Below are 16264 nucleotides of genomic sequence, written 5' to 3' on the forward strand. Positions count from 1 at the left end.
CCTTAGTCCTTCTTCAAGTGTTTTTCAAGTAAAGCATAGCGTTCGTTTTCAATACGCTCAACTTCAGCAGCAGGAACGTAGTAGTCAACATTCTTAGTGAATGAGCTTACGATCAAGCTAACAACAGCTGCAACGAATGAAACAACAACGAGCCACCAAATATGCCAGATGAGTGCAAAGCCAAGAAGAGTAATGAACATTGCAATGACAAAACCAGCAGCACGATCAGTCGGCATGTGGATGTCTTCATATTTAGTGTTACGTGCGTATGCTACACCATTTTCTTTGTCAGTCCAGAAACGGTCGATACCGCTTGCATCTGGTTCATGTGCAAAGTTGTAGAATGGAGCAGGGGAAGAGGTCGCCCATTCAAGCGTACGAGCATCCCATGGATCGCCAGTAAGGTCCATGTTGTCTTTGCGTTGTAAGAAACCAACGATGATTTGCATTAAGAAACATGCAATACCAATCGCAACAAGAACAGCACCAAATAATGCAATCGCAAGGTACGGATCCCATTCAGGGTTGTCATATGTATTCAAACGACGAGTCATACCCATGAAACCAAGGATATAAAGTGGCATGAATGCAAAATAGAAACCAAAGAACCAGAACCAGAACGCAGCTTTACCCCATGCTTCGTTGAGCTTCCAACCAAACATTTTTGGCCAGTAGTAAATGATGCCGGCAAACATACCAAACACCACACCACCGATAATTACGTTATGGAAGTGAGCGATCAAGAATAATGAGTTGTGTACCAAGAAGTCCGCAGGTGGAACAGCCATAAGTACACCAGTTAAACCACCGATACCGAATGTTACAAGGAAGCCAAGCGTCCATAACATTGGAGTAGTAAAGGTGATGCGACCTTTATACATGGTGAATAACCAAGAGAAGATTTTAACACCAGTAGGAATCGCAATAACCATGGTCATGATACCGAAGAACGCGTTAACGTTCGCACCAGCACCCATGGTGAAGAAGTGGTGAAGCCATACAACAAACGCAAGAACAGTAATCGCGATAGTTGCATACACCATAGACTTGTAACCGAACAACGCTTTACGAGAGAAGGTTGCAACGATTTCTGAGTATAGACCAAATGCTGGTAATACCAAGATATATACTTCAGGGTGACCCCATGTCCAGATCAAGTTCACATAAAGCATTGGGCTACCGCCAAGCTCATTTGTGAAGAAATGGAAGCCGAAGTAACGGTCTAGAGTAAGCATTGCAAGTGTACCTGTTAATACAGGGAATGATGCAATGATTAATACAGCCGTACAAAGTGAAGTCCACGTGAAAATAGGCATGTCCATTAATTTCATGCCCGGTGCACGCATTTTGATGATGGTAACGAAGAAGTTAACACCAGATAAAAGCGTACCTAGACCAGAAACCTGAAGTGCCCAGATATAGTAGTCGACACCTACACCAGGAGAATATTGAATGCCAGATAGAGGAGGGTAAGCCATCCAACCAGTCGCAGCAAATTCACCTAACACAAGTGAAAGCATCATCAAACCAGCAGCACCAGCGAATAACCAGAAGCTTAAAGAGTTCAATAATGGGAAAGCAACGTCGCGAGCACCAATCTGTAAAGGTACAGAGATGTTCATCATACCTACAACGAGACCCATTGCTACGAAGAAGATCATGATTACACCGTGTGCGGTGAAGATCTGGTCATAGTGGTCAGGATGTAGATAACCTTCGCCGCCGCCTTTAGCGAGGAAAAGTTGTAAACGCATCATGATCGCATCGGCGAAACCACGCAGAAGCATGACAACAGATACGATGATATACATGATACCAATCTTTTTATGGTCTACCGTAATAAACCACTCATTCCACAAATATCCCCATTTTTTGAAATAGGTGATACCGCCAAGCACTGCAATTGCACCAATTGCCATAAGGACCATGGTGACAAGTACGATTGGCTCTGTCGGGATAGAGTCCCAACCCAGTTTACCAAAAATCATATCCATGTCTTATTCCCCTTGAGCAGCGTGTTCAGCTGCAGCATGAGTGTCAGCTGTTGCGTGTTCAGCAGAGTGGTCAACACCATGATAGTTACTCATATAGTGGTTGATAATTGTTTCAAACAATTTAGGCTCAACAGTAGAGTAATAAGTCACAGGGTGTGGCTTAGTCGGGAACGGTTTCATAGCTTCAGCTTCAGCAACTGCTTTTTCATCACCAGCAGCTTTAGCACGATTTACTAAATGCTCGATCTGATGCTTAGAACGGTTACCATCACGTAAGGTTGCCAATTCAGCTTGGTCAAGCGTAGTTTTTTGAACTGCTTCTGGGTTAATGGTTGAACCATTACCTGCTTTAACCGCTGCTACCCATTCGTTGAATTGTTGCTCTGTAACACTATGCGCCTTGAAACGCATTTGAGAGAAACCGTAACCTGAGTAGTTAGAAGAGAAACCACGATATACACCAGTTTCATTTGCTAACAAATGAAGGTGAGTTTGCATACCTGCCATTGCATAAATCTGGCCGCCTAACTGTGGAATGAAGAATGAGTTCATTGTAAAGTTAGAAGTGATTTTAAAGCTTAACGGAGTTTTTTCAGGGAAACGTACTTCGTTAACTGTTGCAATGTTTTGTTCAGGATAAATAAAGATCCACTTAAACTGTTCAGCAATAACTTGAATAGTTAAAGGTGCTTTATCTGATTCTAAAGGACGGTATGGGTCATACTTGTGGGAACCCCACCAAGTTAACCAAGCTAAAATACCAATAATAATGACAGGGATACCCCATACTACAACTTCAATTGCAGTTGAGTGTGCCCATGTAGGTTTATAGTCTGCATCTTTATTTGACGCGCGATATTTCCAACCAAACCATAATGCCATGATGATTGAAGGAATCACCACAAGTAACATTAAATAGATCGCAGTCATCATAAGGTCACTTTGACCTTGACCAACTGGACCTTTAGAGTTTAGAAGTACCATATCACCACCACACCCAGTCAAAAGTGCGGCAAGCGTTGATAAAGACAATACAGCTAAAATCGTTTGTCTCATTTTACAACCTCGGTGAAGAGTCCCATTCCCTAATTAAATATGGGATAGCGATTAAAGTGTCGCATGATTGAGAACGCTAATCCTTAAATTTAGACTTCTCAATTATATGACACCGCTACGTTGTAGGGCATTATGCCTCATATCGACAAACTAAGCTATACATAAAGTAGGCTGAAATAATTGTTTTAAAACCCGATTTTTTTTGTAGGGTATCTAATTTCAATAGAGCTTTTATTTAAATATCAACTCACTATAGAAAAAAGGAGGCAGGGTGCCTCCTCTTTTTTTAGACATTAAATGAATGAGTCATTCACTATCATTTGATCACTTTTGTTCTTGCAATTTTGTCATGTAAAGCTTGTCGCTTTTGTCCTAATGCAAAAGCATAGTCAATAATTGTACTGATCGGCATAAACAGTAAGTTTAATATGATAAAAACAATACTTCTTAATAAGAAGATGCGAGTTAAATTAACCTTGCTATTGTCCTCAGCATCTACAATTTTAATTCCAACGATTTTCTTACCTATACTCTGACCAAACTTTGTTAAAAGAACGGCTTGAATTGCAAGCATAATTACGACGTAAAGAAGCATTGAATGCCAAGCTTCTATTGGAATTAAAGTAAAAAGTTGTTGTTGCAATTCTGCAGCTTTAGTCGATGCGACTTCGGCAGATTGCATCTGTTTTTGCAGCTCGAATAATTGCTTATATTGAGCTTCATTAAAGAAAAAAGAAGGAATTGCAGCGATTGGTAACCAAAGCAATAAATCAATAATTTTTGCTAAAGCCCGAGCCGGAATAGACGCAAGTTCATGAACTTTAGGTTCTACACGAATTTGACGAATAGTTTCATTAGTTGATGTATTCGTGTTTATTGTAGGTACAGAATAACCGATAGGTTGATATACAAGTTTACCTTGGGTTAATTCTCCTAAAGCTTTCCATTCTGTCATGCCTTCATGCCAAGCTAAATCAGTTAACAAAATTTGTTGGCTAGCCAACATTTGATTTACTTGTTCTAAAGTATAAGGCCCAGCTTGTTGATTATTACGTGCCAAGTAAATTTGCATAAATAAAAATTCTCTATTCTAAAGATGAAAAAAGACCCACGGATGGGCCTTTTTTTATAACATATTAGATTTGCTTGATTTTTTCTTCAGCAAGGAAGAACCATGTATCTAAAACTGAGTCTGGGTTAAGAGAGACAGATTCGATACCTTGTTCCATTAACCATTTTGCAAGATCTGGATGGTCTGAAGGACCCTGACCACAGATACCTACATATTTACCTGCTTTACGGCAGGCATGGATTGCCATTGAAAGAAGAGCTTTAACAGCTGCATCACGTTCATCAAATAAGTGTGAAACAATACCTGAGTCACGGTCAAGGCCTAACGTTAACTGAGTTAAGTCATTAGAACCAATAGAGAAACCATCGAAGTGCTCTAAGAATTGTTCAGCTAACAAGGCATTAGTTGGTAATTCACACATCATGATTACTTTTAAGCCGTTCTCACCACGTTTTAAGCCATTTTGTGCAAGTAATTCAATAACACGTTTCGCTTCAGATACTGTGCGTACAAAAGGAATCATGATTTGAATATTGGTTAGACCCATTTCATCACGAACTTTCTTAAGTGCGCGACATTCTAATTCGAAACAATCACGGAAGTTATCAGATACATAACGGCTTGCACCACGGAAACCGAGCATTGGGTTTTCTTCTTCAGGCTCGTATAACTTACCACCAATTAAGTTTGCGTATTCGTTTGACTTGAAGTCAGACATACGAACGATCACTGGCTTGTCACCAAATGCAGCAGCAAGAGTCGCAATACCTTCAACCAATTTTTCAACATAGAAATCTACAGGTGAAGCATAACCCGCTGTACGAGTTAAAACCGCAGCACGAGTTTCACGAGGTAGGCTATCAATGTTGAGTAGGGCTTTAGGGTGCACACCGATCATACGGTTAATGATGAACTCAAGACGAGCAAGGCCAATACCTTCATTTGGAATTTGAGCAAAGTCAAATGCACGGTCAGGGTTACCTACGTTCATCATAATTTTGAACGAAAGCTTAGGCATAGATTCGATTGAGTTGCGTTGAACTTCAAAATCTAAAGCACCTTCGTAAATGAAACCTGTATCACCTTCAGCACAAGAAACAGTTACTTCCTGGCCATCAGTTAATACTTCTGTTGCGTTCCCACAACCAACAATCGCTGGTACACCAAGTTCACGTGCAATAATTGCTGCGTGACATGTACGACCACCACGGTTAGTGATAATTGCAGCAGCACGTTTCATTACCGGTTCCCAGTCAGGATCGGTCATATCTGATACAAGAACGTCGCCTTCTTGAACTTTGTCCATTTCTTTAATTGAGTTAACAATACGGACTTTACCAGAACCAATACGTTGACCAATTGAACGACCTTCACAAAGAACAGTACCTCTTTGTTTGAGAAGGTAGCGTTCCATAGTGCCTACATTTTGGCGGCTTTTTACAGTTTCAGGACGGGCTTGAACAATATAAATTTGACCGTCATCACCGTCTTTTGCCCATTCGATGTCCATTGGCGCACCGTAATGCTGCTCAATGATAAGCGCTTGTTTTGCAAGCTCTTGTAACTCATGGTCATTTAAAGCGAATTGTTGACGATCTTGTTTTTCAACATCAACAACAACAACAGATTTACCCGCGGAACCTTCTTCACCATAAATCATTTTTTGGTGTTTAGAGCCAAGGTTACGACGTAAAACAGAATGTCTTCCTGCATTTAATAATGGTTTAGATAAGTAAAACTCATCTGGGTTAACGGCACCTTGTACAACCATTTCACCTAAACCGTAAGAGGCAGTGATAAATACAACATCACGGAAACCAGATTCTGTATCAAGTGTAAACATTACACCCGCAGCGCCAGTTTCAGAACGAACCATACGCTGAACACCCGCTGAAAGTGCAACGATGTCATGATCAAAACCTTGATGCACACGGTAAGAAATTGCACGGTCATTATATAAAGAAGCAAATACTTCTTTAATCGCAATAAGTACGTTATCAATACCGCGAATATTCAAGAAAGTTTCTTGTTGACCCGCGAAAGAAGCATCTGGTAAATCTTCAGCAGTTGCAGATGAACGAACGGCAACCGCGATATCAGGGTTGCCGTTAGAAAGTGCTGTAAAAGCGGCGCGAATTTCTTGTTCTAAGGTTGCAGTGAGTGGAGTCTCTACAATCCATTGACGAATTTTAGCGCCTGTTTCTGCAAGAGCATTTACGTCATCGACGTTGAGTTGAGCAAGTTCTGCTTGAATTCGAGCGTTAAGACCACTTTGGTCTAAGAACTCACGATAGGCAGCAGCAGTAGTTGCAAAGCCACCAGGTACCGATACACCAGCATTTGATAAATGGCTGATCATTTCACCCAAAGATGAGTTTTTCCCACCTACGAGTTCGACATCGTGTTTCCCTAATTTTTCTAGACCGATTACGCGCGCTTCCAAAGTTTTCACTCCACTTTTGCAGTATTAATGTCTATCTTGGCATGAAATTATAAAAATAAAGTGCTTAGTTGAGAATTATACTAAGCGACAGTCATGTAAGATCAGTTTACTATAAAGATTATATAGCACTAAGACAAATGTTTAAGGAGAATTTTAATGTCAGAAAGTAAACAATTTAAGCGGAGTGTTTTTTTTATTTCTGATGGAACTGCAATTACTGCCGAGACTCTTGGACATTCGTTATTAGCACAATTTCCCAATGTAGATTTTGATATTCACATCATGCCATATATTACAACTGAAGAGGCGGCAATGGATGTGGTGGTTGAGATTAATCGATGCCAAACCAAAGACGGTTGTCTACCTTTAGTATTTGATACTTTAGTCGATCCGCATGTGCGAGAGATTATTAATACGGCTAAAGCGGTTAATCTGGATGTGTTTGAAGGTTTAATTAGTAAACTTGAACAAGAACTTGGAACACCACCAACAACATTGGTCGGGCAGACTCATGCGGTAACCGATTCTGAATATTATAAAGCCCGTATCGATGCTGTTCATTTTGCGCTTGATAATGATGATGGGGCACGTACTCGTCATTATGATAAAGCGGATTTAATCTTAATTGGAGTTTCCCGTTCGGGTAAAACACCGACTTCCATTTACTTATCTCTTCAATTCGGTATTCGCGTTGCAAACTACCCGTTAACTGAAGAAGATTTAGATGATAACCGTTTACCAGCAGTATTAAGAGCTCATCGTAGCAAGTTATTTGGTTTGATGATTGATGCTGAGCGTTTGGTCGCAATTCGTAGTGAACGTAAAGCGAATAGCCGTTATGCAAGTTTTAGCCAATGCCAAATGGAGCTAAGAGCAATTGAAGGGATTTATATTTCAGAAGGCATTAAATATTTAAATGTGACCGAAATGTCGATTGAAGAGATTTCAACTCGTATTTTACAAATGACGGGATTAAAACGTCGTATTGGTTAATTTAATCAATTGTTTATTTTAACCATTCAATTTTTGTATATTAATTTATAGATAAGTTGAATGGTTTTTTAATATATATCACAGACAAAAATTAAAGTTTTATATATAAAACTAAATATTATTAAATAGTTTTTATTGGTTATAAGCCCGTAGTTATTTTGAAACTCATTTGTAAATTTAAATAACACTATTGAAAAGAAGTGTATGTTTTTTATTGTGCTGAAAAATAGTAATTCTTTATTTTTTATAAATATTTTTTAAAAGCATTCATGAAAAATCCACAATTTGTAAAATGTTAAATAGGTCACACTTTTTTGGTATTGTGTGATTGGTTTTTAATTTTAATTATACTTTCCCACCTCGATATGGGACTATCCGATTATCAAAATGCTAAAAAAATGTGTTTTTTCATTGGTATATATCTTGCCTCTTAATTTATATGCTGCTCAAGTAGATGAATTGCGAGAGCAAGCTATTCACACTTACAAAACTGGGCAAACTCAACAAGCAATATTGCAATTAGAACAATTGCTAAATAAGTATCCACATGACCAAAAATTACTGGCTGATTATTTAGTTGTAATGTCAAGTGAAAAAAGAGATTTATTAACTTTTTCTTCTCAGTATTTAGCAAATGTTAATTATGTGACTTTTCCAGAATATGGGCAACTACCATTAATACGTAATTTTCGTGATTTTAAACACTTTAAAAATGCAATTGAGTGGTCGAATAAATTTAATATTCAAAAGACATCTGATGGGCAGATTTTATTAGCGGTTCTATATGCTGAGGCTAAAGATCCTGTAAATGCTAAGGTGCATTTATCTGGTATTAAGAGTAAAAATCTTACAGCCGATCAATTTGTTCAAATTGCTTATGCATATCGACTCATTAATTCACCTGTAGATGCTTTATCTGCAATCGAGCAAGCTTATCAACAACAACCAAAATCTTTTGCGGTTTTGCAAGAATATAGTTACGACTTGGCGGCTGTAGGCGCTTATAAAAAAGCTCAGCAGTTGCTGACTGCCAGTGATAAAAATGCGCAAACAGAATCGTTACAACACTGGTTACAAGTCAGCGAGTTTTCTCAACGTGTAAATAACGCAATTACCCGCTATAAATATTTGAATCGTGAAGGCATGTCGGACAGTGAAGGCTTTGCCGAGCTTGATGCTGTGTTGAAACAAGGTGAACAAATACAGCCTTTGATTCAACCGTCAGACCCTAATTATTTAAGATTTCATTATGACTATTTGTATGCTTTGGACTTTCGTGGGCGTAGCCGTACGGTATTAGATGAATTTACTAAATTAAATGTACCGTTTGAAAAGCTACCAGCTTATGTTCGTCATGCGATTGCTGATAGTTATTTAGCTGAAAGACAACCGCAGCAGGCTGAACTCGCTTTTAAAACCTTACTTACCGAAAAAAACTACTCAGATATGACGGTATATACGGGGCTTTATTATTCTTATATTGAACAAGAAAAATATAAGCAAGCTGAACAACTTTTAAGTGAGGTTGATCGTTTAATCCCTACGTATAAATATAGCCAAGCCAAGGGAGTAGATAAATCAAGCCATCCTGATCGTGATGATTATATTGCTTTACAAGGCATGCATTTAGCTTATGCAAATCATTTGGATAAATCAGAAAAGCACTTTCAAAAACAAGTAGATCTTGCACCTGCTAATGAAGGTTTAATTAATAACCTTGCTCGTGTTGAGCGCTGGAGAGATAAACCGTTACAGGCAAAGCAAACAATTGCTCGTTTAAATGGTTTAACACCCGTTGCTAAAGATACGCGTATTAATCAAATGCAAAATGCTCAGGCTTTAGGACATATTCCTGAATGGCGCAAAAGTACAGAAAGTCTTTTGCAATATTATCCTGAAGATAGCGGTGTAGTTAAAAGTCGAAAAGAGTTGGATGATCGTGATAGAGCAACCATCTCGCACTCTACAACTTGGGGGCAGAGTAAAGCAGAAAATAGCGATTCTGTGAGTGGGCAAAATGGCTTAAAAGATCGAGAAATGGAAACTCGTGTTAATAGCCCTTGGATTAAAGATAATTATCGTCTATTTGCTTGGCATCAAGATCGTTACGGTGAATACCGTTTTGGTGATGTGCATGACCAACGTTATGGGGTTGGTGCTGAGTGGCAAGCAAACCGTAAGGCATTGTCGGCAATTTTGTCGCAAAGTACAGATGGTGGCCAAGCAGGTGTTCGTCTTGATTGGTCGCAATGGTTAAACGACCACTGGCAATATCAATTGCAATATGACAGTCAGGCTAATATTCCATTACAAGCAATTGATGCTGGTGAGGATGGGCAAGCTTACCGTGCTGCTTTGACATGGCAAAAATATGAGTCACGCCAAATTGGAGCGAGCTATGGCTTAACCGATATAAGTGACGGTAATAAACAACAAGAATTTTCTACTTTTTGGCGTGAGCGATTATTTGATGCGCCTCACCATATTACTTACGGAACCGTTCGTGGATTTTATGGCAGCAATAGCCAAGATCAGACTGCTTACTTTAGCCCAAGCAATCATTACAGTGCCGAGTTGAATTTAAGCCATGACTGGGTCACTTGGCGAGAGTACGAACGCTCATTTAAACAACATTTTGAAGCTGGAGTAGGGCTATATAAACAAGCAGATTACTCAGCTCGACCAACATACTCTTTGCAATATCAACATCAATGGCAGCTCTCACGGACTTGGCAACTTAATTATGGAATTGGTTGGCAATACCATCCATATGATGGTCATGATGAACAACATACCTACGGTATTTTCGGATTTGAAGGGCGTTTTTAATGAATAACATGATGTCAAAAATGTTGAGCTGTGTGTTTGCCTCAACATTATTACCCGTACAATTTTCTCATGCCCGCATTGAAACTGAACTACCAAAAAATCATACGGTTTCGTTAACTTTTCATGACGTGCGAGATGACGTACTCAAGGAAGGTGACCGCGATGTTTATGCGATTCAGACCAATAATCTGGCACAGTTCCTCGATTGGCTTAGCCAGTCGGACTGGAAACCGATTCGACTAAAAGACATTGAAGAGGCACGTAAGCAAGGTAAAGAATTACCTCATAACTCTATTCTACTGACCTTTGATGATGGTGCTTTAAGTAGTTATAGCCGAGTATTTCCTTTGCTGAAGCAATATCAGATTCCAGCAGTTTTTGCTCTTCCAACCAGTTGGTTAAATGGCAATACTAAGGCAGGTTATGAAGCTTATGGGCAGGGTAACTTGGTGAACTGGGCTCAAGTTCGTGAAATGCAAGCATCGGGGTTAGCCGAGTTTGCAAGCCATAGTGATGATTTGCATCATGGTGTATTAGCCAATCCTCAAGGTAATGAGCAACCTGCTGCAACTTCTTATGCCTATTTAAAATCGCAATCACGTTATGAAACCGATGCGGAATATCAACAACGTATTTTGCAGGATTTAAAAAAATCTTATGCAGTTTTGAAAAAAGAAGTAGGGGTTAACCCTAAAGCAATTATTTGGCCTTATGGCGCCGTGAATGAACAGTTAGAGAAGCTAGCACAACAGGCAGGTTTCCAGTTTTCATTCAGTTTGGGACGTGATGGTATGAATCGCGTGAGTGACTCAACTTTTAAGCGTAGTTTAGTCATTGATAACCCTACAGCCGAACAACTGACAGAAGGAATGTTAAATATTCTGAATTTCGAAGAGTCAGATTTATTTAAGCAATCGCGTCATTTTGTGAGTATGGATTTAAAGCATTTGGCAGCGCCCCACAATACCCAAACTGATGAAAAACTTGGGCAGTTATTATCAAAACTGTATAGCTTAAAAAACAACGCTTTAATCTTAAAGCCTTTAGAAGACAAAGATGGAGATGGGCAATATGATGTCGCTTATTTCCCTACAAATAAAATATCTGTTCAACAAGATATTCTAAATCGTAGTTTATGGCAGGCTCAAACTCGTGCTGGTCAATCTGTAATATTAGAGTTGCCTGCTTATCCGCAAAAAGATAAACCATTTCTAACTGTAGATTTGGCTAAAGATATTGCGCGTTTTAACAGTAATTTAAGTGGTGTTCAGCTTAATGCAGGATCATCTTTAAATTGCGCAATGCAAAAAATAACCGTGCAAGAAAGCAGTTGCATTGAACAATCAAAACAGCTCGAACAACTGAGTCAACTGACTAAAAAAGCGGTCAAACCTTATTTAAATATGAGTAATCAGGCACAGTTTAGTTTATTGCTTACACCTGATTTAGATCATATCGAAAATCTACCTGAGCTTATAAAAACGCTTTTATTGCAACATGATTTAGTCAATTTGAAGTTCGATGTGATTGGCAAGAAAAAACAATTTAATCAGTTGTTAACGCTCTTAAATACACTTGATGAAAATAATAAGCAAAGAATAATGCTGACTTTAGTATTACCAGAAAATTCGCAAAAAAATGCTTGGGAAGAGGTTCAGCAAGGGCTCTTTTCTATTCAGCGAATAGGAATCCAGAAATTCGGTATTGATGGCTATGACTTTGAAAAATCAAAAGATGTTCATCAGTATTTATATAATCCGCTTAGTCTGAATGCTAGCCCTGTGATGTATCAGCCTTTTGCTGGATTGGTAGAGGGGAAAAAGTAATGAGAGTATTACTCGATATTCTGTTTGCTTTTGCCTTTTTATATCCCTTACTGATGGCTTGGACATGGATGGTAGGGGGACTTTGGTTTTTCTTTAAAAGAGAATACCGCGAACAAGCGCTTCCTGAACCTACAGGTGAAGGATGCAGTATCATCATTCCGTGTTTTAATGAAGAAGCGCAAGTACGCCAAACAATTCGTTATGCGCTACAAACCAAATATCCTAATTTTGAAGTCATTGCTGTTAATGACGGAAGTAGTGATAGGACCGCCGAAATTCTAGATGAATTGTCAGCGCAAGATTCACGACTTCGGGTTGTACACTTAGCAGAAAATCAGGGTAAGGCTGTAGCTTTAAGATCGGGAGTACTGGTTAGTAAATACGAATATCTTGTTTGTATCGATGGAGATGCGTTGTTGCATCCGCATGCGGTACTTTGGTTAATGCAACCATTTATTAACTTCCCGCGAATTGGTGCTGTAACTGGTAATCCACGAATTTTAAACCGATCTAGTATTTTAGGAAAATTACAAGTTGGTGAATTTTCTTCGATTATTGGTTTGATTAAACGTGCACAACGTACATATGGTCGTATTTTTACCGTATCTGGTGTGATTGCAGCATTTCGTAAAACTGCACTCGCTCGAGTCGGGTTTTGGTCAGACGATAAAATTACCGAAGATATTGATATTTCATGGAAGTTACAGCTAGACCATTGGGATATTCAGTATATTCCACAAGCACTTTGTTATATCTATATGCCTGAGACATTTAAAGGTCTATGGAAACAGCGTCTTCGCTGGGCGCAAGGTGGGGTAGAGGTTCTTATAGAATATATTCCACAAATGTTCAAACTGCGTGTTCGAAGAATGTGGCCGGTCATGATTGAGGCGCTAGTCAGTATTATCTGGTCTTATGTGATGATCATGATCTTCACGCTATTTTTTGTGGGATTGTTTATTGAGCTGCCTCAGCAATGGCAGATCAAAACGCTTATGCCACAGTGGTACGGTGTAATATTAGGCGGAACATGTTTGATCCAGTTTTTAGTGAGTTTGTGGATTGATCATCGTTATGACCGAGGGCGTTTTTTTAGAAATTACTTTTGGGTGATTTGGTACCCGTTATTTTTCTGGCTACTGACTTTGTTCACAAGTGTCGTTGCGGTACCAAAAACTTTATTTAACACAAAAAAACGTGCCCGTTGGGTAAGTCCAGACCGAGGCTTCCGTGGAGATAACCCATGAAACTTGAGGAAAATAAGGATATAGAGACTTTAGATATCCCTGAATATATTGATCAGCCGGAATATGTCAAAAATAAAACAGCAAACTATACATTACAAACCATTGGCTGGATTTGTTTAATGTGGCTGCTTTTCCCACTGGTTTCACTGTTTTTATGGGTTTTTGAAGGTCACTTAATTTATGATTACGTCTGGATAGACCACTTATCAGAAGTTAAGACCTTATTACATTTAGCATTAATGATCGGAATTAGCGCGCTTATTTTAATTTTATGGGCAAGTTATAACTGGATTAGGTTTAGTGGTGAGGACCGACGTGCTAAGGCACCTAATAGTTCTGTAGAATTATTAGCGGCCCAATTTTCAGTTACTTCCGATATGCTAAATGATTTGCAAGAAAAACAGCGCATCATTTTGCATTACGATGATCATGGTAATTTGCAAAAATATGAGTAAATAAAAAAGCATGGCCTAAAACCATGCTTTTTTTTACTTTTATGGTATTGCTCTGATAATAATATCAACGGGTTGTTCTATACCATCCATGCTGTGAATAGATCTATTGGTAATTTTAACAATTGGCCATGTTTGCAATTTACAGTTGGGTTTCTGAAGTGCTGCATAATAACTGTCGGATTTAAAAAATACTTTTTTGGTGGTTGCAGTATTGGGAGTCAAAAGACGCTTAAGCCATGGTTCGTTTACTTGGGTTTCTAGAAAACGTAATGCCAGAATGCTTTTAACACGATTGTTAAATAACCTGCGGTTTTTGATAATAAGTGGGTGAGTAATTAACTTATGTGTACCCATCTGACTATGGGGCAAAATAAAATGAGGGGTGATTTGGAAGACAGTCACAAATTTTGCTTGCTGGCAGATTTTTTCAAGATGAGTCACGCTATCTTGATTTGTACCAATAATCGCGACAGATGAATGTGAAAAGTCAAACTCTTTAATTGATGTTGAGGAAATCACTTGACCAGTAAAATCTTCGAAATCTTGAGAGATATTCTGAAAAATCACTGATTTTGAAGTGTTATTTTTAATATTAATACTCATTTTCCAAAAGTCCTTTTGGTTTTTTAAATCATGATGTTTTTATCGTTTTAATATAAATAACCAAGCAGGAAGTTGGGGTAAAGTCTTTTCAGATAGATGGTCATCCCATACTCGAAATTAATTCAAGTATGGGAATGCGAAGCGGAGTTTAATGTTCTGATTTTACATTCATGAGTTGTGTAAAGCTTTCTAAACGTTTAGCTGTATCGTATACATCACATGTAAAAATAAATTCATCAACATCGTATGTAGCTAACAGCTTTTGTAAACCAGAGCGAACCGTATCTACAGAACCAATTTGTGCCATTGCATAGAAGTTTTCGACAGAAAGTTGTTCTGCTGTATTCCATAATCCCTGCATTGATTCAACTGGAGGTTTAAGCTTCAAACTTTCTCCACGAATTAAACCTAATACGCGTTGGTAAGCACTTGTTGCTAGAAACTGTGCTTCCTCATCTGTATCTGCTACAACAACAGGTACACCCATTGAAACATATGGCTTATCTAGATACTCAGAAGGTTCAAAGTTCTCTCGATAAAGTTGAATGGCTTGACCTAACATACGTGGTGCAAAATGTGATGCAAATGAGTAGGGAAGTCCAAGTTTTGCCGCGAGTTGTGCACTAAATAGACTAGATCCAAGTAACCAAACAGGAACATGTGTGCTTTGCCCCGGTGTTGCAATAATTTTTTGTCCTGCTTGAGGTACATCGAAATATTTTAAGATTTCGACAACATCTCTAGGAAACTGATCTTCTGTTTCTTGATGACCACGGCGTAAAGCTCGCATGGTGAGTTGATCTGTACCGGGAGCACGGCCTAAACCAAGTTCAATACGATTTGGATATAAAGTAGCAAGCGTCCCGAATTGTTCTGCGACAACTAAAGGAGCATGGTTAGGAAGCATAATTCCGCCTGAACCTAAGCGAATATGCTGTGTATGTGCTGCAATAAAACCGAGTAAGACAGCGGTAGCTGAACTTGCGATTCCATCCATGTTGTGATGTTCAGCAAGCCAGAAACGTTCATAACCTAGTTTTTCTGCATGTTGTGCCAATTCTAATGCGTGACGTAATGAGAATTCGATGGTTTTATCATTACGAATAGGAGCAAGTTCCAAAATGGAGAACTTGGTATCTTGAAGTGATCGCATGCGATATTCTCGAATAAGGATATATCGAAATAATACGATATATGGGGTGTGATGTATATCGTTTTTTTTCGATATTAATTTTTAGCTATAAATAAAAAAGCACCCGAAGGTGCTCTTTTGATTCATCTGTGAATTAGCGGTTTTTATACCAACCACGGTGTAAGCCATTGTCATGGCGACGGCTACCACCTTTATAATAACGACGGTCACCATCGTAATATCTGCGGTCATCACGATCGTAACGATCACGGTCATAACGGTCATCGTAGTTACGGTCTTCAGCAACTTTACGACCTAATGCAGAACCACCAGCTGCACCTACTGCTGCACCGATGTATCCACCGTTGGTGCCGCCCATATTTTTGCCGACTGTATAACCAGCACCACCACCTAAAGCACCACCAATTGCAGCTTCTGTACGATTACGACGATCACTTGCTGCTGCTGCACCACCAGCACCACCTAAAGCAGCACCGATTGTTGCACCTGAGGTACCACCAATACTTTTACCAATTGCAGTACCTGCTACGCTACCTAAAGCAGAAGCGGCTGCTACATGTGTTGTATTGTCAGCATGTGCCACAGTAACCATT

At 39.0% G+C, this 16264-nt stretch carries 12 protein-coding genes; 5 read left to right on the forward strand and 7 right to left on the reverse strand.

Annotation, left to right across the window (positions count from 1 at the left end; genetic code table 11):
* Nucleotides 1-2: 2 nt before the first annotated feature.
* From cyoB to ppsA, 4 genes are all read right to left on the reverse strand, one after another.
* Complete coding sequence (gene cyoB / locus J536_RS21595; RefSeq protein WP_005068497.1) at nucleotides 3-1994, reverse strand: cytochrome o ubiquinol oxidase subunit I; 1992 nt, start codon at nucleotides 1992-1994, stop codon at nucleotides 3-5.
* A 3-nt stretch (nucleotides 1995-1997) separates the two neighbouring features.
* On the reverse strand, nucleotides 1998-3050 hold the full coding sequence (gene cyoA / locus J536_RS21600; protein WP_002119579.1) for a ubiquinol oxidase subunit II: 1053 nt from the start codon (nucleotides 3048-3050) through the stop codon (nucleotides 1998-2000).
* A gap of 316 nt (nucleotides 3051-3366) precedes the next feature.
* The gene (locus tag J536_RS21605) at nucleotides 3367-4122 is read right to left on the reverse strand and encodes an RDD family protein (protein WP_002119677.1); all 756 of its coding nucleotides are present in this window, start codon (nucleotides 4120-4122) and stop codon (nucleotides 3367-3369) included.
* Between the two features lie 64 nt (nucleotides 4123-4186).
* On the reverse strand, nucleotides 4187-6574 hold the full coding sequence (ppsA, locus tag J536_RS21610) for a phosphoenolpyruvate synthase (protein ID WP_005803576.1): 2388 nt from the start codon (nucleotides 6572-6574) through the stop codon (nucleotides 4187-4189).
* 147 nt (nucleotides 6575-6721) lie between these two features.
* Between ppsA and J536_RS21615 the strand changes: the two genes are divergently transcribed.
* From J536_RS21615 to pgaD, 5 genes are all read left to right on the forward strand, one after another.
* Nucleotides 6722-7558 carry a pyruvate, water dikinase regulatory protein gene (locus J536_RS21615; RefSeq protein WP_002119749.1) on the forward strand — a complete coding sequence of 279 codons (837 nt, stop codon included), beginning with the start codon at nucleotides 6722-6724 and terminating at the stop codon, nucleotides 7556-7558.
* Nucleotides 7559-7945: 387 nt separating this feature from the next.
* Entirely contained in the window at nucleotides 7946-10387 is a 2442-nt protein-coding gene (gene pgaA, locus J536_RS21620) for a poly-beta-1,6 N-acetyl-D-glucosamine export porin PgaA (protein ID WP_032063193.1), read from the forward strand.
* Nucleotides 10387-12213 (forward strand): poly-beta-1,6-N-acetyl-D-glucosamine N-deacetylase PgaB, encoded by a 1827-nt coding sequence (pgaB, locus tag J536_RS21625; protein WP_032063192.1) that lies wholly within the window; start codon nucleotides 10387-10389, stop codon nucleotides 12211-12213. The genes pgaA and pgaB overlap by 1 nt, the downstream gene beginning before the upstream one ends.
* A complete protein-coding gene (gene pgaC / locus J536_RS21630) occupies nucleotides 12213-13460 on the forward strand; it encodes a poly-beta-1,6-N-acetyl-D-glucosamine synthase (protein WP_014207132.1) in 1248 nt (415 codons plus the stop codon). Before pgaB ends, pgaC begins: the two co-directional genes overlap by 1 nt.
* Nucleotides 13457-13915: a poly-beta-1,6-N-acetyl-D-glucosamine biosynthesis protein PgaD gene (gene pgaD / locus J536_RS21635; RefSeq protein WP_017480835.1), complete on the forward strand. Its 459-nt coding sequence runs from the start codon at nucleotides 13457-13459 to the stop codon at nucleotides 13913-13915. Before pgaC ends, pgaD begins: the two co-directional genes overlap by 4 nt.
* A 39-nt stretch (nucleotides 13916-13954) precedes the next feature.
* Here pgaD and J536_RS21640 read toward each other — a convergent pair whose 3' ends face one another.
* The 3 genes from J536_RS21640 to J536_RS21650 form a co-directional block, all read right to left on the reverse strand.
* Nucleotides 13955-14518, reverse strand: coding sequence for a hypothetical protein (locus J536_RS21640; RefSeq protein WP_032004706.1), 564 nt, complete (start codon nucleotides 14516-14518; stop codon nucleotides 13955-13957).
* A 148-nt stretch (nucleotides 14519-14666) separates the two neighbouring features.
* Entirely contained in the window at nucleotides 14667-15671 is a 1005-nt protein-coding gene (locus J536_RS21645) for an LLM class flavin-dependent oxidoreductase (protein ID WP_032063191.1), read from the reverse strand.
* A gap of 133 nt (nucleotides 15672-15804) precedes the next feature.
* Entirely contained in the window at nucleotides 15805-16263 is a 459-nt protein-coding gene (locus J536_RS21650; RefSeq protein ID WP_032063921.1) for a hypothetical protein, read from the reverse strand.
* Nucleotide 16264 lies beyond the last annotated feature (1 nt).

The sequence above is a fragment of the Acinetobacter sp. 809848 genome, from assembly GCF_000581275.1.
Lineage (GTDB): Bacteria > Pseudomonadota > Gammaproteobacteria > Pseudomonadales > Moraxellaceae > Acinetobacter > Acinetobacter pittii.